Raw genomic sequence first — 16,577 nt, 5'->3', positions numbered from 1 at the left:
CGTCTCGTGCTAGGTTTTGTCGTACTTACGTTCCTGTGCTTCGAAGCCTTATATTACTTTAGGGATCAATTTTTGTTGGCGAACGTGATAGAAATGGTGTTTGACCCCATCGAAAAGTTGATCATGTGGAGTGTAGATAAAAATGACCAACACTAGGGTGCATGTTACGCCGACACAGTTATACATGCTCTTTTCCCAGTATCTTTTTACGACGATACTAGGATTTCGAGAAAGTACCTTGGTGGATAAAGCGGGATTTGCCGTATGGCTGCCTCTAATCATTGGTTCACTTGCGGGCTTGTTTCTGACTTTTTTCTCCTATCGCTTGGCGATGAAACGCCCGACGCGCTTTTTTGGACAATATGGGCAAGAAATCGTAGGAAAATGGCTGCATTATCCATTGGTCATTACGATGATCTTTTCTTTTCTCTTTTCAGCCGCTTTTGTCCTAAGGGAATTGCAAGATTTTATGGTAGAGGTTTTCTTGCCCGATACACCGGAATGGGCGGTTACCTCCCTCTTCAGCGTTTGTGTTGCCTATGCGGTCCGATCCGGGGTTCAGACGATCTTTCGCTGTGCCCAGGGAATTTTTTTCCTGACGCTCTTTGGCATCCTGCTCATTCCCATTTTTGTCATGAGCGAGATGAATTGGGACATGGCCATCGCCTTTCTAAACCACTTCGATAAAGCGGAGATCGGGAAAACCAGTTATTTTGTCGCGTCGCTTTACGGACAGATGGGATACATTCTCTTCTTTTTTCCCTTCTTTTCCGAGCCGCGAAAAACAATGAAATCGCTGACGTTGGCGACGGTTACTTCCCTCCTTATTGTCTTCTCCAATTTACTGCCTGCCATCTTGATTTTCGGCCCCAATTTGACCAGCAATATGAGTTATCCTGAATTGGAGCTCATTCGCTACATTCGGGCAGGCTACTTTTTGGAAAACCTCGATCCCGTGCTAATCGCAATCTGGCTGACCAGCCTATTTGTTAAAATCAGCATGTTTCTCTACGTAGCGGTGATTGCCCTCACGCATACCCTCTCCTTGAATGATCACAAACCGCTTTCCCTTTCGATGTCGGCAATCATGGTAGGTATGGCTCTCTTTATGGTCAAAACGGGCACGGAGCTTGATCATTTGCTTGCCCATGGGGAAATCATGTTTTTGATTGTGACAGAGTCCATTCCGATTCTGTACCTCATCGTCGATCATTTCCGATCACGATGGAAAAATGCTTAGTACAAAAGGGAATAGGCGTATCCATTCCTGTCTTGCGACGATGGATACGCCTGTTTATGGTTTCTGTGCCTATTCTTCTGTCTCTTCCAATGTGCAGATGGCACTTGGACGCTTGATACGCAGTACTACGCACTCGTAGACGCGGAACAAACTGTTCATTTGCTCATCTCCGAGGAAGGCAGAGTCGAAGTCTTCTGCAATAGCCAGGTCCAGATTGTGACGGCCGGTTGCAACAAGAACACCGGAGCGGCCTTTAATCGTAGGAGATTGAAAGACACCATCCGTCACGAGATTGCGGACGTGCTCGATCTCCAGTACGTTTGTACCTTTGTGAACGCGGTGCAAGAGAGAGTACAGCTCTGGTGAAACAACGAGGGCATACGGGCCACTGTGGCCCATTTTCAGAAGCTTGTTGCGCGCTTCTACGATATCAGCAAACGCGTTGCCAGATTCCATCCAGTCGCTTTTCAGATGGGTGAGGCGCCCTTTCACGTTCATCAGACCAGGCAGATCAAATTCTGCGGCGCCGTTGAAGATCAGGTCGTCTTCCATCAGCGCTCCGCCAGCAGCGGCGTTGGCAGCAGCACTCATATCGAGTGGCATGCCCAAAGTACGCGCTTGTGCGACATCACGCCAGTAGAGCATGAAATCCTTGTATAGGATCGGGATGGTCATGCTGACACGGCGGCTAGGCTGGGTCATTTCCAGTGACTCACCGCGAAGGGAGAGCCCGCCAAAACGGGATTCATCATACACGTCGTTCGTAATCGTTTGAATGCCTTCTCCGAGTGGTCCGTAAATGTCGATAAAACGGCGTCCCACCAATTGACGGCGTGCCATGTCAATGATGGTGGCATCCATTTGGTTCCATTCGTCATGGGTCAAAGGGGAGTCAGGGTATTTACGAAGCTTGTCCATAGCGTTACCTCCAAGTCATAAAGGATCGTTGTTTATTACTGTCCTTTCAGGCTGCCTACTGTCAGTCCCTTTTTACCGGGTGCCGGAGTGGAGGCATGCTTAATAACGGATGCGACACCGTGAGGCGCTGAAGCCGAGGCTTTCAGGTGATCTACCTGATGAATGTCGTGTCCTTCATCGTGGTCGGTGAGATCGGCATGGTACACGTCGGAGAATCGTCCGCTCAGTGTGGCCATCATATCTTTTACCTGTAAATAGTCCTCGTGCGTTTTTTCGCGCATGCCGTCTAGTATTTGGCGCGTTGCTTCATCCTGAAATTCATACAGGGACAGCTCCAAATGCTCACGGAAGTTGTGCAAACCAAAACGCTCCAGATTAATATCGGAAAGCATCTGAGACAGCTCGCGGTCACTTAGCTTGTCCGTTTTATTCTCGGTGGAAAGCGACTCCAGATAAGGAATCAATTCTTGCAGACGACCCATACGCTGTTCTTCTTCTTCCAAAATGTGATGGTAGTAAAGGCGCGTATGCTCATCCTGGGCAGCGTCAATAATCGGCTGGATAATGCCCATAAAGCGATTGATGTAACCTCTGGTTCGATCAAAAATGGCGTGCAGTTGAGTAATTTCTTGCACCCTACGCCACCTCCTCATTCACGATCTATTTGTTCATTATACAGTTGGAAAAATGCACCGGGCAACAACTATGTACAATTTCCTTTTTTACAGAAGCAAAAAGGGTAGACGTTACTTATCGACAGCCGTTTCAACTAGTTTTGTTTTTTTACAAAAAAGTTATCATGGAGAGTATTGTCAAAGGTAAATGGGAATGATAATATTTATCAATAAGAGTGATATTCATTATCAATTAACTCATTAAGAAGATAACATAAATCAAGCGTACACCACTCATAAGGAGGTAACAAGTTATGTCATCCATTTTAGTAATCGGCGGAGATCGCCTCGGGAATATTATCGAGCTGCTGCAAGGTCAGGGCTTCCGCGAAATTCATCACGTCACAGGGCGTAAAAGCTCCCAAACGGGCGTGAAAATCCCTACAGGTATCCATATGATTCTCGTCTTGACCGACTTTGTTAACCACAACCTGGCGAAGACCGTGAAAAGCCAGGCGAAAGATCGTGAGCTTCCGATTCTCTTTTGTAAACGCTCATGCTCCGCGATTGCCAAAGCGTTTGACATGACAGCGTAAATACATACCTCTCGTACTGGACAGACTACATTACGAGTCTGATACCATGGGAGGAATGGCGTGTGGAACAAAATACTCTGGGCGAAATGCCCATTGCGCAGCTGACGGCCGTACAGCTGCAACAGTTAAAGCAGGCGGAAGAACAAATTAATCATGAAGGTCAAAACATCTATCTCATTGCGTTTGAGAAGCAGGCCCCGTCCCGTTAGACGGGGTTTTTTTTGTGCTCCTCATTTGAATACGTACTGTTCCAACTGTAATTTTAAGGCGTCAATCCCGATTGCAAAGCCGAGGCATTGACTGGATTGAATGATAAAGGCGTTGAGGCCGATAACTTCACCATTCAGATTGATCAAGGGACCCCCGCTGTTTCCTGGATTAATGGCTGCATCTGTCTGGAAAATTTCCTCATATAACCGCTTGGCTACCTGTAAACGCCGGTTTTTGGCACTGATGATGCCTGCGGTGACGGAGTTTTCCAAACCAAGCGGGGAACCACTTGCCCGCGTAGAGGCAAAATAAAGCCTAATGAAAATGAATCAATCTTAGGCAGATCGACCGTTTGTTTTCAGTAGGACACACTTCCGCTTCTACCCGTTTGAATAAACAACCAATGAGTAATTTTCTCTCTTCTTCTGTCGCATGCGACCAGAGCAGCTCCCAGTTCGTGAGCCTCTCAAGCCCGTTTTCATCTGGAGGAGGCAGGAATGGATGATTGGCAGAAGCGATGCTCATCGGATCGGTGTTTGGTTTCTTTTGCTTTAATTCCTGCAGTTTTTCCCTGAGGGCACGTAATGAGAGGAGTCCTTCTGCGTACGCCCGCTCCCAGCGTTCCCGTTTTTGTTGTCGCTTTTGTTCGACTTTGTCGTGATCCACAAACGTTCCCTTTTTTTGCAGGACGATCATAGCCTCAGAAGCTGCTGCCTTCGCTTCGACACGATAGTGCAGCAGTTCTTTCACGATCGCTTTCTCCAAACGGTCTTCCCGAATCGCAGGGGCATTACATGAGCCTGTGAGCTTGTTTTTGCACCAATAATAGTGATGGATATACTGCTTGACTCCGGTGCTTTGGGTACGGGTTGTTTTGCCGCGCATGCCAGCTTTGCAGCGAGAGCAAAAAAGCAGTCCAGAAAAAAGGAAGGAAGACCCGAGTGTGCGTGGATGAAGGGAGCTGCGATCAGTCATTCGTTTTTGGACGCGAAGAAAGCAGCCTTCATCGATAATAGCAGGATGTGTTTCTTCCTCTAATATCCAGTGATCAGGGGGATTTTGACGCTGATCGGCACTGGCGTAATTCCAGCGGAGAGCTCCGTAGTAGACTGGATTTTTTAGCAGGCGCAAAACAGCACTTGCACTCCACATAGCTCCGTTCTTTCCACGCAATCCATGGGTGTTGGCCATTTCGGCGATTCGGCGTGGAGACTCCCCACGCGCATATTGTTCAAACATGACGCGAACACCATCTGCCTCTGCAGGGTTGACGGTCAATTGTCCGTCGACGAGCTCATATCCAAAGGGAGGAGGTCCCCCAGGGCGTTTTCGCTCCCGCACCATCTGTCCCATGCCCATTTTGACTCGTTCAGCCAGATTTTCCCGTTCCCATTGGGCCAGAGCGGCAACCAGCGTAATAAACAAACGTCCAATAGCTGTAGTGGTATCGTATACTTCCGTACTGCTTTTAAATCGTACCCCGTATTGCTCAAACTCCTGCAGGAGCTGATACAGATCGAGGACGGAGCGAGTGAGCCGATCCAGCCGGTATACCAGGACAACATCAATTTTCCCCAGTCGAACGTCAGCTAAAAGGCGAGCCAATGCGGGGCGATTGGTGTCTTTGGCACTCACCCCCTCATCGGCGTAGATGTCGGCCAGTTCCCAAGCCTGCGAGTGTATATAGGAGAGCAGCTTTTCTCGTTGGGCGGGTATAGAAAACCCATCCCTCGCCTGATCATCGGTACTGACCCTCATGTAGACAGCCGTTCTCATCGAACCCCTCCTGTCGCATCAGGTTGCTAGAGTCTACAACAGAAGGGAATTGGTTATGCCTGACCATAAAAAAAAAAGCCCCGTTTCATCCGTTGGTTGGACAAGACGGGGAAGGGCTACATCCATTTTTGACCCCATTCATGAATGGAATCGATGACAGGACGAAGATCCTTTCCTTTTTCTGTTAGCTCGTATTCGATGCGAACGGGGGTCTCAGGGTACACCCTACGCTCCAAAATTTCCAGTTCCTCAAGTTCCTTCAAACGTTCCGATAACATTTTATCGCTCATATGAGGAACCATCTCGCGAATGTCTTTGAAGCGTACGGTTCCACGCAAGAGAACATGGATGATGAGTCCAGTCCATCTTTTGCCCAGAACATTGATCGCACCTTCATATTTTGGACACATGTGTTCGCCAGCAAATTCTTCTTTCATGACGGCGTCACCTCAATACAGCAAGTTTATATCTTATTGTACCATAATAACTTGAAAAAAGTAAGTAAGGTAAAGGACAGATCCCCAGCCTTTTCTAGTTCAAGCCCGATTCCCCAGCATTGCGTCCCCTCGCCAAGGTGAAGCACATAGACTGTAGGCGTAGGAACCGAGGAGGAGAGGCGAGGAAATGCATCAAAAACGGGTAATCGGCATTTTGACCTGGCGAGAAGGGCACCGTTTTTCCGAACCCGATTATTTGCGGCGTTTGGTTAAGGCCGGCTGGAAGCTGGGGGCGCAGGTCTATCTGTTTTCCCATCAGGATGTGAATGCCAAAGAACGCAAAATCAAGGGATTCATCCCGAAGACCGGGGGCGGCTGGGAGAGCAAGTGGTTTCCGTGGCCGGAGGTGGTGATTGATCGCTATCGCAGACGGGTGCCACAATATATGCGGCTGCGGCACAGCGGTTTGTTCGTTTTTGCGAATAGTCCGTTCAGTAAAAAGTGGAAAGTCACGCAGCTCTTGGCAGAGGACGAGCGAGTGAAACAGTGGGTGCCGGAAACCCATATCTATACAAAAGGAAAAGTAATGGCTATGCTTCGGCGCCATCCGCTGTTGTACATTAAGCCTGGTAATGGTACCGGCGGCAGGAGCATCCTGAAAGTGGCGACAGTGGGGAAAATGTATCAGTTGCAAGGACGGGGCAAACAGTACGCCAAGCATAAAGCCCGTGTGGACAGCGCGGCTGCTGTGGAAAGCTGGGTAAAGCGTTGGGTAACCAAAGAGAGAATCAGTGATGGCAATTTCTTGGTTCAGCAAGGCTTGGATTTGGCCTTGATTCCAAATCGGGTAGCAGATGTTCGGCTGTTGATCCAAAAAGATGGCGATGGCGAGTGGAGTGTGACAGGGTGCGGTGTCAGGATGGGGCCCAGCGGCAGCTCCACGTCAAATCTGCACGGTGGGGGAAAGGCAATTCCTTTTCATCTGTTCATCGCAAAGCGTTTTGGAGAGGAAGGGGCGCAGCGAATTTTGAAGGAGTGTCACACGATGGCCCATCAGATTGCCCAAACGCTGGAGGAGCGGTTTGGAAGGATGATGGAGTTTGGTCTTGACATTGGCGTAGATGTGAACGGGCGTTCCTGGCTGATTGAGGTTAATCCCAAGCCAGGTCGAGAAGTATTTCGCCAGATGGGTGACATGGAAACGTATGCGGAGGCGATCAGCCGGCCAATGAAATTTGCCCTTCATCTCGCCCAGAATGGTCTGGCGAAACGGCAAATAAAAAAACAAGTTGTCGGATAGAGAGGCTTGGTTTTTGTCTCTATGACGACAGGTGGGGAACCGACACTGATGACCCACTCACCCACTTTGGTATGAGCAGAGCGACCAAGTACGAGTGGATACAGCTTGCAATCTGCATCAATTTTGATGACAGCGTAGTCGCGCACACGATCAGCAAGAATGCGTTTGGCTTCAAACACCCGCCCGTTGTATAGCTTGACGAATATGTTTTTTGATTTTCCAATCACATGCTCACTGGTCAGGATGTAGCCCTTGGGATGAAAAAGGAATCCTGAGCCAAAACTGCGCTCGGTTGGTGTCGAAGGCTCTTCTTCATCAATCAGACTGCGGATCAATGAATCTACATCTTTGGAATGGGGAGTGTCTTCAGTGACAATGGAGACTACACCCTCCTGTACGCGCTCTACAATAGGAACAAAAAAATTAAAGGGATGCAAACTGCTGCTGCTCACAGGGTACTTTACTCGCGTATATTGGGACCATTTTTTACTTTTCACCGATCTTCCCCCCTACAGCAGATAGGTATGTATCATCTTATGGGGGGAAGAAAGAGAAGGGACGCCCAATTTAGAAGGATATGTACGTTTATCATTATTTTTGATTGATATAATAAAGAAATAACATTGGTATAATTATTTGAATCGAATTATAATACCTGTAGTTAAAGAATATTTCGAACATAAAGGCTACGCAGATACTAATCGATCTGCTAGATGGAAGAATTTGCCCTAGCCGCTAGAGAGAGAAAAAGAACGGTAATGGAGGATGCGAAGAGATGGATGTTAAAACGATCATACTTGGTTTTTTAAGTTACGGCGAGATGAGTGGTTACGACATCAAACAAGCGTTTACCAATAGTATTGGTTTCTTTTATGACGCTAGTTTTGGTGCCATTTACCCGGCACTCCGTAAATTGGAGGAAGAGGGATTTGTCACCAAACAGGAGATTATTCAATCGGGAAAACCAAACAAAATCCTGTACCGAGTTACGGATCATGGCAGAGAGGCTTTCCGCCAAGAAATTCAAACGCCCATTTTGCCGCCTGTCCTGCGCTCTGATATGCTGGTAAAAATGTTCTTTGGCAAAAGCCGAACAAATGAAGAGCAAAAAAATTTGCTGGAAGGCTGCATCGAGCTCCAACGCGACATGCTGCAGCAAAGCAAAGTAAATTTCAAAAAACTAGAGATTCATTTTGACGAATATCAGCGCTTTTGCTGGGAATATACCATTCATCATCTGGAGACGACTATTTCGTTTTTGGAGCAAAAAATGTCTTCCTTGGTGAAACAGCCAGTCTGTTCGGTTTCCGTTTAATCTTCGGACAAAAAATAGCCAGGACACATACAAAAAGCGAAGGGACCCTAAGGGAGCCCTCCGCTTTTTTCATTACTTCAAGTTTTCAGGGTTGAGACACTCGAGCTCTGGTACTACAAATCGGCCGTCTTTGCGAATCAGGCGATCATCAAACCAGATTTCTCCACCGCCCCATTCTGGACGCTGAATCATGACGAGGTCCCAGTGAATGGAGGACTTGTTGCCATTGAATGCTTCATCATAGGCTTGACCAGGAGTAAAGTGGAAGCTTCCGTCGATTTTTTCGTCAAACAAAATATCCTTCATTGGGTTTTGAATGTACGGGTTCACGCCGATAGCAAATTCGCCTACGTAGCGAGCCCCTTCATCGGTATCAAACACGTGGTTGATTTTTTCCGTGTCATTGGCAGTTGCTTCAATAATTTTGCCATCTTTAAAGGTCAGCTTGATATTGTCGTATGTAAATCCTTGGTAAGGTGATGGCGTATTATAGGCAATCGTGCCGTTGATGGAATCACGGACAGGAGCGGTAAATACTTCTCCGTCTGGAATGTTGGCTTCTCCCGCACATTTGATTGCAGGAATTCCTTTGATCGAGAAGGTAAGATCTGTCCCCGGACCAGTCAGGCGGACTTTGTCTGTTTTCTCCATCAATTCTACCAGGCTGTCCATCGCTTTATCCATTTTGCCGTAATCGAGTGTGCACACTTTGAAGTAAAAGTCTTCGAAAGCAGCGGTACTCATATTCGCCAGTTGAGCCATAGAAGCATTTGGATAGCGCAGAACGACCCATTTGGTGTCTGGTACACGAACATCCAGTACAGGGCGCATCAGCAGTTTGGAGTACAGCTGCATTTTGTCACTAGGCACGTCAGCCAGCTCACTGATGTTATCCCCGCCGCGAATGCCGATGTAGCAATCCATTTGCTTCATAAAAGCAACGTCCGCGTCGCGCATAACACCCAGTTGGGTTTCGTTTGCACCGAGTAAAAGCTCGCGTTGTACCGTTTGGTCAATGAGCTGTACGTACGGATTGCCGCCAGCCTCATACACTTTGGCGATTACAGCGCGCACCAATTCAGTAACATGACCGATCGCATAAATCAAAACATTTTCTCCCTGCTGCACACGGGTTGAATAGTTAACGAGTACATTTGCCAATTGTTCGATACGTGGATCTTTCATAGGAAGAGTATCCCTCGCTTTCCATGTCTTATCTGTAGTATTGTACACAACTTAAATAGAAAAAAGCTACCCATGAGAACGGGTAGCGTACAGGTGAAACGCACAACAGGATTCGGTTTTACTATATATGCAACTCCCTGCTAAAAATTGCTAAGTCTGCTCGGCTTTAATTATCGCAGCCGCATCCAACAATTACCAGCAGGATGAAGAGAATCAAGATCAAGGTAAAACCGTCGAATTCTCCGTTGAAAATGCTACTCATGTGATAAACATCCTCCTTTAGTGTGTTAAGCGTCTTGTGCTTACATCCATAACATATGGGTTTGCGCATAGAGCCGATACGGGCATTCGCCCATTTTTGGGAAGATTCTTTTTGCTAAAATCATGAACGGTACGGGCACTTCCATAGAAATATCCGCGATAAAGGCTTTTCTATGTTTATTATTCTGAAAAGCAGGAAAAGCTAGAGGATACCAAAAGACTTTGCAAAAACGAAAGGATGTCATTGGGATGCAAAGATCATTATCGAGTCTCCAACACGACCTCTTTCCCATTACGATTAATGTAGGGGAAGATTTTAAATCCATTGTATGGAAAGCGCAATACGATATGGATTTTAATACGGAGTGCCTGTTTTGCTTCTCCGAGCAAATCACCGGATATCGCGTAGAGGATGAAGCCGGTCATGCAGGAAAGGTTGCAGTTTGCCCGCACTGTGAAAAAGTAAACGCGATTTACGCTTGACGAAAAAGAGAAGACAAAAAACGATGCTGAATCAGGCATCGTTTTTATTTTGTACTTTACTGCCACTCCATCCACCATGTACCACCTGGTTTTTAGCAGGATTGAAGGAAGGTCTCACGAATACGTATGGAGAGCTGTACATATGTGAATAGGGGTGAAATCATTGCAGAAGAAATGCAGCCGCTGCGGTAGTGACATGGAGATCGTGCTGCGCAACGTCGTGTACCGTAACCGCGTTAAAATTATGAATGTACCCGTACACGTTTGCGTAGATGACTCATGCGCTTATTCCCAAGTGGTGGATGTAATCAAGGACGATTTAAAGTCACTCATGGAGGAACTGGGCCAACATCCGCAGCGACAGGCCATTGAATTCGAAGAGATGTCAGAGTTATCCAACTTATTGGTATTGATTGCTAATGAGGGGGAAGACTCCACAGTACGTGAAGTACTGAGTGAACGGGTCAACGAGCTTTTGGATCTGTTTTTGTTGGCGCAGTCCCTTGGCGACGAGAAGTGGATGGTCGAGCTACGTGAACGCTTAACGAAAATCATGGTATAAAATGCGAGGCGCCCAAAAGTAGAGGGCGTCTTTCTTTTGGATCTCCCTTGCGATTGCCTGAACGAATAGCCACAAAGCTGTGCACGGCGAACGTAGACTTTAAGGCATCGCTTTTTGTATACTGGAACTCACATGGTAACTGATGATAAGGAGAGATGAATTGTGACACAAAAACAACTTCATTCAACAGAAGAGCTGGATCAGTTTGTGGCTGAAGACGGCAAAAGACTCCTGTTTAAGCATAGTACAATCTGCCCGATCAGCACGGCTGCTTACGACGAGTTCCAAGCATATGTGCAGGATCATGCTGTGCCATCTGCGGTCATTCTTGTACGTGAAGACCGCCCCGTATCCAATGCTGCGGCTGAGCGTTTTGACATCAAACACGAGTCCCCGCAAATCTTTTTGCTTGAAAATGGTGAAGTGAAATGGCACACATCCCATTGGAAAATTACCAAGGATGCGATTGCCCAAGCTGTTCAGGCGTAAAAAAAAGAGCTACCAACTCAGGCTGAGTTTGGCAGCTCTTTTTTACACTTATTCCCAAAATAACTCGAGCTTGTCTCCACTTTTCAGCTCCGTCTGGAAAGAAGCCAGCTCGCCATTTACCAGCATGACAAAGCCCGAGATGCTTTCCCGATCCGGCTTTTCCAAGGAAACATCGACGAAACGGAAGACGTCGCTAAAAACCGGAGTCGCAGAGGGGGACGATTTCACAGTGATGACGGCCCCATCGGCTACAGGATCTGCTGGATTCGCAGTCCGACCGTCCATTGTAATCGCCACTTGGGCTACGGGTAGATCAACCCGTTCCCCATTGAATAGAACCGTTATAGTTTCCTGTACCCACTCATCCAAGGGAATGACATCACGGATGGTTGGCGATGAAATTTGGTTGATCCGATAAACGAGCTCATCTCCTTGACGAACGACGTCAGAGAGTGTGGCTGGCTTTCCATTTCGTTCAACCACTTCGACCCGCGACGGGATGGAATAGCTGTGTCCATTTACACTAAATTGCAGGTGTGGCGCAGGTTCTTCATCACTTGAAGCAGCCAGCTCCGCAGAGCGCAGGACTTCTTCGATGGTACGAGGTAAGCGAATCTCCACCTCGGAACGGTCTGCGAGAGCGGCATCCAAAGGCTGAGGTTCACCGTTAACCAAAATGACCGGACCCAAGGAAAGGGGACGGTCGTTGCACATGATCTCCAGTGTATCGAGCCGGTCGAGTAAATCTTTTACTTCGGCATGAGCATCTTCCCCATGAGTACCTGCGATGATGACAATGCTGTCTCCATCGGCGATTGGCGAATCGAGGCCAGCGGCTTCCCCATTTTTTTCAATCACTGGCGGTGTTCCGTGGTCGCCTGGGATCATTTTGATCCGTCCATTGATTGTAATCGTCATCGCCAGCCCGGGGCGTCCATAGAGACGTCGAATGTCCAGACCGGCTCCGATCAAAGCATCACCCAATGTCATTTTCCGCAGGTCAAAGATGCGTATAGGATTATCATTCACTGTGACCGTAACATAACGTAGTGGATGGCGGCGCGCTGCTACAGCAATTCCTACAGGAGTGACAAACTCAGGTCCGGACAAGAGTGGCTGGTCGCCCACAAATTGTTTGATCGCATCGCCGCCTCTGACGGCTACCCGAGCGGCAGGAATTTGCAGCACCTGGGCTACTTTATCGGTCAATCCAGGCGTCAGGCTGCCTCCGCCAATGAGCATAACGGCTTGAGGGGCTTTCCCATTCAATTCGATGATTTTAAAGGCAATTTTTTCTGCAAGCTGCTGGATGTCATTCTCTATGGCGGCGGTTACCTCAGCGGCACTCAGCGTTTGCTCCAAGCCCAAAATATCGGTGAAGGTTACGGATTCATGGGTGGCTAATACCCGTTTTGCCTCTTCGGCCATCGGAAAATCCAAAAGGAATGCATTCATCAAAGCATCGGTAATCTCGTCTCCTGCCACAGGAACCATGCCATATGCAGTGATGGCGCCCTCCTCTGTCAAGGCGACGTCAGATGTACCTGCACCAATATCAACGAGTGCAATATTGAGTCGGCGCATGGTGACCGGGATCAGTACATTGATCGCAGCAATCGGCTCCAAGGTCAGCGCCTGCATCTCCAGGTCGCAGCGCTTCAAGGCAGCGATCAGCGAGTCTACAACGACCCGTGGCAAAAAGGTAGCGATGACGTCCGTGCTGGCGGTATCTCCGCGTTGATCGATCAGACTGCCGATCAATTCGCCGTCCAGGTGGTAGTTTACGACACTGTAGCCTACACAGTAATAGCGGGTCACATCTTGTTCCTTCAGTTCTTTGGCAAGCTGTGTCTGGGCTTCCTGCACAGCAGCAAATTCCAGGGTCACCACATCTTCCCGAGAGATAAAAGCGTGACGGGAGAGGGGCATGTCGATGCGGACTCGGCGCGTGCGAAGCGAGCGTCCAGCCGCAGCTACAGCAACCTGATGGAGTTTTCCGTATTTTTGTTCCAATTCTTCCTTTATTTGTTGAATCACTTTGGCAACGGCGACGATGTCATGGATTTGTCCGTCGAGCATTGAGCGCTCATCGTGTTCCCGGATGGCGCAGTCCAAGACGCGGTATTTTTCGCCATCGGCCTCTACAATCAGCCCAACAACACTTCTCGTTCCGATATCCAAAGAAAAAATCAGCTCAGTGGAAGCTGTTTCTGTATGTTCAGACAAAGGTAGGTCACTCCTCGTTCCAGATCAGTTTCAGTAAATCGAACATGGAAAACATATCAAGTAATGATTCGACTCGAATCAAAAAGAATCCTGTCGAAACAAGGAATCTTCTTCATGTTTGGCGAAGTTTATGCAACAATAGAAAAATATTCACAATTTACTTTCGCGCTTTTTGGCGCTAAACTGCTGACAAGGGACTTTGAATCAATTATAATAACCCTAATTTATCGAGATGTATTATGGGCAACTATAAAAAGAGGAGAGTGGAGAGAGAGATGGCACACGATCAAATTGAAATCATGCGCAAACAGATAGACGAGGTCAATCTGGAAATTCTCGAGTTGATTAACAAGCGCGCAGCCTTGGTTCAAGAACTGGGAAAAGAAAAAGAAAAGCAGGGAAGCAACCGCTTTGATCCAGAGCGTGAGCGCCAAATGCTCAACCTGCTGGTAGAAAACAACAAAGGCCCATTCAATGACAGCGCAGTCCGTCATTTGTTCAAACAAATTTTCCAAGTATCTCTCGATCTGCAAAACGACGACAAGAAAAAGGTGCTCTTGGTCAGCCGCAAGAAAAAGGCTGAAGATACAGTTATCACTGTAAAAGGGGTGGAATTCGGCGCTGGTAATCCGATCCTGATTGCAGGTCCATGCTCGGTTGAAAGCTACGAGCAAGTAAAAGCAGTCGCACAAAACCATGTGCAACGCGGTCTGCGTACGCTGCGCGGCGGAGCTTACAAGCCTCGTACCTCTCCATACGATTTCCAAGGTTTGGGCGAGGAAGGCTTGCAAATTCTCAAGCGCATCGGGGATGAGTTCAACCTCGTGACGATCAGTGAGATTGTGACGCCAGGAGATCTCGAGATGGCTACCAAGTACATTGATGTCATCCAGATCGGTGCACGCAACATGCAAAACTTCGAGCTGTTGAAGGCTGCCGGTCGTGTGAACAAACCGATTTTGCTGAAACGTGGCTTGTCTGCCACCATCGAAGAATTCATCTACGCTGCAGAGTACATTCTCTCTGAAGGCAACAACCAGGTCATGCTGTGTGAGCGCGGTATCCGCACGTACGAAAAGGCTACACGCAACACACTGGACATTTCTGCTGTGCCGCTCCTCAAGCAAGAGACTCACTTGCCTGTATTCGTAGACGTGACACACTCCACTGGTCGTCGTGATCTGCTTCTTCCATGCGCGAAGGCTGGGATTGCTGTCGGCTCCGACGGTATCATGGTTGAGGTTCACCCTGATCCAGATGTTGCTCTGTCCGATGCGAAGCAGCAGTTGAACATCCCGCAGTTCAACGAATTTGTAGATGAATTGATTGCTTCTGGCTTGTACAAAGGAGAAGTAGTCGCATCCAGAGGATAAATCGATCGGCAAAGAAAGGTCCTTCCAGCATTAGGAAGGGCCTTTCTCATTTGACGAAAAACAAGTGACCAAGTAAGCTAGGGATACGTGCTGATATCGGCAAAGGAGGATATGCCAGATGAATGACCACGACCAATGCTGCTCGTCTGATCGAGCCACTCTCCGTACAGATAAAATAAAGTCCAACCTTGTTTCCCGCCTCAATCGGGTGGAAGGTCAAATACGCGGAATTCGTGGAATGGTGGAAAAGGATGTTTACTGTGATGACATTCTCAATCAGATCGCTGCTGTACAATCCGCACTGAATGCAGTAGGCAAAATACTCCTGGAAGGACACATGAAAAGCTGTGTAATGGAGCGCATTCAGCAAGGGGATAGCGAAGTGATTGACGAGCTCTTGAAAACCATGAACAAACTTATGAAATGAGAGACTGTGCGAGCTGGTAAAAACGATTGCAACCACTTACAGCTTGTCGTATCATAAGTGCATATATTTATGAAAATAATTATGAAAACCATTTTATAGGGGAAAGTGAGGGTGTGTGATGCCGGTTACTATCTACGACGTGGCAAGAGAAGCGGGGGTTTCGATGGCAACGGTCTCCCGGGTTGTAAATGGGAATCCAAACGTAAAACCGTTGACCCGAAAAAAAGTGTTGGCTGCAATTGAACGCTTGGGATATCGACCCAATGCAGTCGCACGCGGACTCGCCAGCAAAAAAACAACAACAGTCGGTGTCATTATCCCGGATATCTCCAGTTTGTTTTTTTCTGAGTTGGCCCGAGGGATTGAAGATATTGCCACCATGTACAAGTACAACATCATTTTGTGTAACTCTGACCAACGGATGGAAAAGGAGTTGCAGCTGATCAATACGCTGCTGGAGAAGCAGGTGGACGGGCTTTTGTTTATGGGAGCGGAGATCAAGGAAGATCATTTGCAAGCGCTCACCAGCACGTCTGTGCCGACCGTTCTAGCTGCTACACGCGATGCAGATAACGTACTGCCTTCTGTCAGCATTGATCATTTCCAGGCAGCCTACGATGCAACCAAGGCGCTGATTGATCGCGGTCACAAGCGGATTGCAATGATTACCGGTCCGTTGAATGACCCGTTGGGTGGATTGATGTGCTTTGAAGGGTACAAAAAAGCATTGATGGATGCGGGAATCGGTCTGAACGATGAGCTGGTTGGCACCGGAAACTACTTCTACGAGTCAGGTCTATCGGTGACAAAAGGATTCCTCAAACTGGCACAGCCACCTACAGCGATTTTCGCGGCCAATGATGAGATGGCTATTGGTGCCATTCATGGAATCCAAGATTCCGGAATGCATGTGCCGGGTGATATCGAAGTAATTGGTCACGACAATATTCGTCTGGTTGAAATGGTACGACCTCGCCTGACTTCCGTAGTACAGCCGATGTACGATATCGGAGCAGTGGCGATGCGTCTGTTGACGAAATACATGAATAACGAAAACGTTGAAGAACATGTTGTACTCCTTCCGCATCGAATTGAGTACCGGGAAAGTACAAGACCCGAGCAAGCTTAATTCACGGATGACAAAATGATAGCAGCACGAGGGGGA

General features: G+C 47.9%; 20 protein-coding genes. 11 read left to right on the top strand and 9 right to left on the bottom strand.

Annotated elements, in window-relative coordinates; translation table 11 throughout:
• Positions 1-142: 142 nt before the first annotated feature.
• Positions 143-1,240: a GerAB/ArcD/ProY family transporter gene (locus ACIFQN_RS29560; protein WP_429836623.1), complete on the top strand. Its 1,098-nt coding sequence runs from the start codon at positions 143-145 to the stop codon at positions 1,238-1,240.
• A 69-nt stretch (positions 1,241-1,309) separates the two neighbouring features.
• Here ACIFQN_RS29560 and ACIFQN_RS29555 read toward each other — a convergent pair whose 3' ends face one another.
• Entirely contained in the window at positions 1,310-2,158 is an 849-nt protein-coding gene (locus ACIFQN_RS29555; RefSeq protein ID WP_429836622.1) for a family 1 encapsulin nanocompartment shell protein, read from the bottom strand.
• Between the two features lie 35 nt (positions 2,159-2,193).
• Positions 2,194-2,793, bottom strand: coding sequence for an IMEF encapsulin system ferritin-like cargo protein (locus ACIFQN_RS29550; RefSeq protein WP_429836621.1), 600 nt, complete (start codon positions 2,791-2,793; stop codon positions 2,194-2,196).
• A 293-nt stretch (positions 2,794-3,086) separates the two neighbouring features.
• On the opposite strand from ACIFQN_RS29550, the gene ACIFQN_RS29545 reads away from it, so the two are divergent.
• Positions 3,087-3,368 (top strand): DUF2325 domain-containing protein, encoded by a 282-nt coding sequence (locus ACIFQN_RS29545; RefSeq protein ID WP_429836620.1) that lies wholly within the window; start codon positions 3,087-3,089, stop codon positions 3,366-3,368.
• Positions 3,369-3,430: 62 nt separating this feature from the next.
• Entirely contained in the window at positions 3,431-3,577 is a 147-nt protein-coding gene (locus tag ACIFQN_RS29540; protein ID WP_429836619.1) for a hypothetical protein, read from the top strand.
• Between the two features lie 21 nt (positions 3,578-3,598).
• Here ACIFQN_RS29540 and ACIFQN_RS29535 read toward each other — a convergent pair whose 3' ends face one another.
• The 3 genes from ACIFQN_RS29535 to ACIFQN_RS29525 all read right to left on the bottom strand — a co-directional run bounded on the left by ACIFQN_RS29535 (position 3,599) and on the right by ACIFQN_RS29525 (position 5,791).
• On the bottom strand, positions 3,599-3,898 hold the full coding sequence (locus ACIFQN_RS29535) for a S1C family serine protease (protein WP_429836753.1): 300 nt from the start codon (positions 3,896-3,898) through the stop codon (positions 3,599-3,601).
• Complete coding sequence (locus ACIFQN_RS29530) at positions 3,894-5,354, bottom strand: recombinase family protein (protein WP_429836618.1); 1,461 nt, start codon at positions 5,352-5,354, stop codon at positions 3,894-3,896. Before ACIFQN_RS29530 ends, ACIFQN_RS29535 begins: the two co-directional genes overlap by 5 nt.
• 116 nt (positions 5,355-5,470) lie before the next feature.
• Entirely contained in the window at positions 5,471-5,791 is a 321-nt protein-coding gene (locus tag ACIFQN_RS29525; protein ID WP_429836617.1) for a winged helix-turn-helix transcriptional regulator, read from the bottom strand.
• Positions 5,792-5,978: 187 nt separating this feature from the next.
• Here ACIFQN_RS29525 and ACIFQN_RS29520 point away from each other — a divergent pair, with 187 nt between their 5' ends.
• A complete protein-coding gene (locus ACIFQN_RS29520) occupies positions 5,979-7,091 on the top strand; it encodes a YheC/YheD family protein (RefSeq protein WP_429836616.1) in 1,113 nt (370 codons plus the stop codon).
• On the opposite strand, the gene ACIFQN_RS29515 is transcribed toward ACIFQN_RS29520, so the two are convergent.
• Positions 7,034-7,588, bottom strand: coding sequence for a trypsin-like peptidase domain-containing protein (locus tag ACIFQN_RS29515; protein WP_429836615.1), 555 nt, complete (start codon positions 7,586-7,588; stop codon positions 7,034-7,036). The two genes, ACIFQN_RS29520 and ACIFQN_RS29515, sit on opposite strands and share 58 nt — an antisense overlap.
• Positions 7,589-7,866: 278 nt before the next feature.
• Here ACIFQN_RS29515 and ACIFQN_RS29510 point away from each other — a divergent pair, with 278 nt between their 5' ends.
• A complete protein-coding gene (locus tag ACIFQN_RS29510; protein WP_429836614.1) occupies positions 7,867-8,406 on the top strand; it encodes a PadR family transcriptional regulator in 540 nt (179 codons plus the stop codon).
• Between the two features lie 72 nt (positions 8,407-8,478).
• On the opposite strand, the gene ACIFQN_RS29505 is transcribed toward ACIFQN_RS29510, so the two are convergent.
• Positions 8,479-9,591, bottom strand: coding sequence for an aminopeptidase (locus ACIFQN_RS29505; protein WP_429836613.1), 1,113 nt, complete (start codon positions 9,589-9,591; stop codon positions 8,479-8,481).
• Between the two features lie 166 nt (positions 9,592-9,757).
• Positions 9,758-9,853 (bottom strand): YjcZ family sporulation protein, encoded by a 96-nt coding sequence (locus tag ACIFQN_RS29500; protein ID WP_429836612.1) that lies wholly within the window; start codon positions 9,851-9,853, stop codon positions 9,758-9,760.
• A gap of 248 nt (positions 9,854-10,101) precedes the next feature.
• On the opposite strand from ACIFQN_RS29500, the gene ACIFQN_RS29495 reads away from it, so the two are divergent.
• From ACIFQN_RS29495 to ytxJ, 3 genes are all read left to right on the top strand, one after another.
• A complete protein-coding gene (locus ACIFQN_RS29495) occupies positions 10,102-10,335 on the top strand; it encodes a hypothetical protein (RefSeq protein WP_429836611.1) in 234 nt (77 codons plus the stop codon).
• Between the two features lie 163 nt (positions 10,336-10,498).
• Positions 10,499-10,897 (top strand): hypothetical protein, encoded by a 399-nt coding sequence (locus ACIFQN_RS29490; RefSeq protein WP_429836610.1) that lies wholly within the window; start codon positions 10,499-10,501, stop codon positions 10,895-10,897.
• Positions 10,898-11,059: 162 nt separating this feature from the next.
• Positions 11,060-11,386, top strand: a complete 327-nt coding sequence (ytxJ, locus tag ACIFQN_RS29485) for a bacillithiol system redox-active protein YtxJ (protein WP_429836609.1) — start codon at positions 11,060-11,062, stop codon at positions 11,384-11,386.
• 48 nt (positions 11,387-11,434) lie between these two features.
• Here ytxJ and ACIFQN_RS29480 read toward each other — a convergent pair whose 3' ends face one another.
• A complete protein-coding gene (locus ACIFQN_RS29480; protein WP_429836608.1) occupies positions 11,435-13,612 on the bottom strand; it encodes a cell division protein FtsA in 2,178 nt (725 codons plus the stop codon).
• Between the two features lie 275 nt (positions 13,613-13,887).
• Here ACIFQN_RS29480 and ACIFQN_RS29475 point away from each other — a divergent pair, with 275 nt between their 5' ends.
• The 3 genes from ACIFQN_RS29475 to ccpA all read left to right on the top strand — a co-directional run bounded on the left by ACIFQN_RS29475 (position 13,888) and on the right by ccpA (position 16,541).
• The gene (locus ACIFQN_RS29475; RefSeq protein ID WP_429836607.1) at positions 13,888-14,985 is read left to right on the top strand and encodes a bifunctional 3-deoxy-7-phosphoheptulonate synthase/chorismate mutase; all 1,098 of its coding nucleotides are present in this window, start codon (positions 13,888-13,890) and stop codon (positions 14,983-14,985) included.
• Between the two features lie 118 nt (positions 14,986-15,103).
• Positions 15,104-15,412, top strand: a complete 309-nt coding sequence (locus ACIFQN_RS29470) for a metal-sensitive transcriptional regulator (protein ID WP_429836606.1) — start codon at positions 15,104-15,106, stop codon at positions 15,410-15,412.
• A gap of 118 nt (positions 15,413-15,530) precedes the next feature.
• Positions 15,531-16,541: a catabolite control protein A gene (gene ccpA, locus ACIFQN_RS29465; protein WP_429836605.1), complete on the top strand. Its 1,011-nt coding sequence runs from the start codon at positions 15,531-15,533 to the stop codon at positions 16,539-16,541.
• Positions 16,542-16,577 lie beyond the last annotated feature (36 nt).

The sequence above is a fragment of the Brevibacillus sp. NRS-1366 genome, from assembly GCF_050467985.1.
Note: the sequence above shows the minus strand (reverse complement) of the source record. Positions and strands in the feature narration are given on the sequence as shown.

What these genes read in the sequence shown, in the direction of transcription:
- ACIFQN_RS29560 (WP_429836623.1), top strand. Translation starts at nt 143, where the DNA reads ATGACCAACACTAGGGTGCATGTTACGCCGACACAGTTATACATGCTC.
- ACIFQN_RS29555 (WP_429836622.1), bottom strand. Translation starts at nt 2,158, where the DNA reads ATGGACAAGCTTCGTAAATACCCTGACTCCCCTTTGACCCATGACGAA.
- ACIFQN_RS29545 (WP_429836620.1), top strand. Translation starts at nt 3,087, where the DNA reads ATGTCATCCATTTTAGTAATCGGCGGAGATCGCCTCGGGAATATTATC.
- ACIFQN_RS29530 (WP_429836618.1), bottom strand. Translation starts at nt 5,354, where the DNA reads ATGAGAACGGCTGTCTACATGAGGGTCAGTACCGATGATCAGGCGAGG.
- ACIFQN_RS29525 (WP_429836617.1), bottom strand. Translation starts at nt 5,791, where the DNA reads ATGAAAGAAGAATTTGCTGGCGAACACATGTGTCCAAAATATGAAGGT.
- ACIFQN_RS29520 (WP_429836616.1), top strand. Translation starts at nt 5,979, where the DNA reads ATGCATCAAAAACGGGTAATCGGCATTTTGACCTGGCGAGAAGGGCAC.
- ACIFQN_RS29510 (WP_429836614.1), top strand. Translation starts at nt 7,867, where the DNA reads ATGGATGTTAAAACGATCATACTTGGTTTTTTAAGTTACGGCGAGATG.
- ACIFQN_RS29505 (WP_429836613.1), bottom strand. Translation starts at nt 9,591, where the DNA reads ATGAAAGATCCACGTATCGAACAATTGGCAAATGTACTCGTTAACTAT.
- ACIFQN_RS29500 (WP_429836612.1), bottom strand. Translation starts at nt 9,853, where the DNA reads ATGAGTAGCATTTTCAACGGAGAATTCGACGGTTTTACCTTGATCTTG.
- ACIFQN_RS29495 (WP_429836611.1), top strand. Translation starts at nt 10,102, where the DNA reads ATGCAAAGATCATTATCGAGTCTCCAACACGACCTCTTTCCCATTACG.
- ACIFQN_RS29475 (WP_429836607.1), top strand. Translation starts at nt 13,888, where the DNA reads ATGGCACACGATCAAATTGAAATCATGCGCAAACAGATAGACGAGGTC.
- ACIFQN_RS29470 (WP_429836606.1), top strand. Translation starts at nt 15,104, where the DNA reads ATGAATGACCACGACCAATGCTGCTCGTCTGATCGAGCCACTCTCCGT.
- ccpA (WP_429836605.1), top strand. Translation starts at nt 15,531, where the DNA reads ATGCCGGTTACTATCTACGACGTGGCAAGAGAAGCGGGGGTTTCGATG.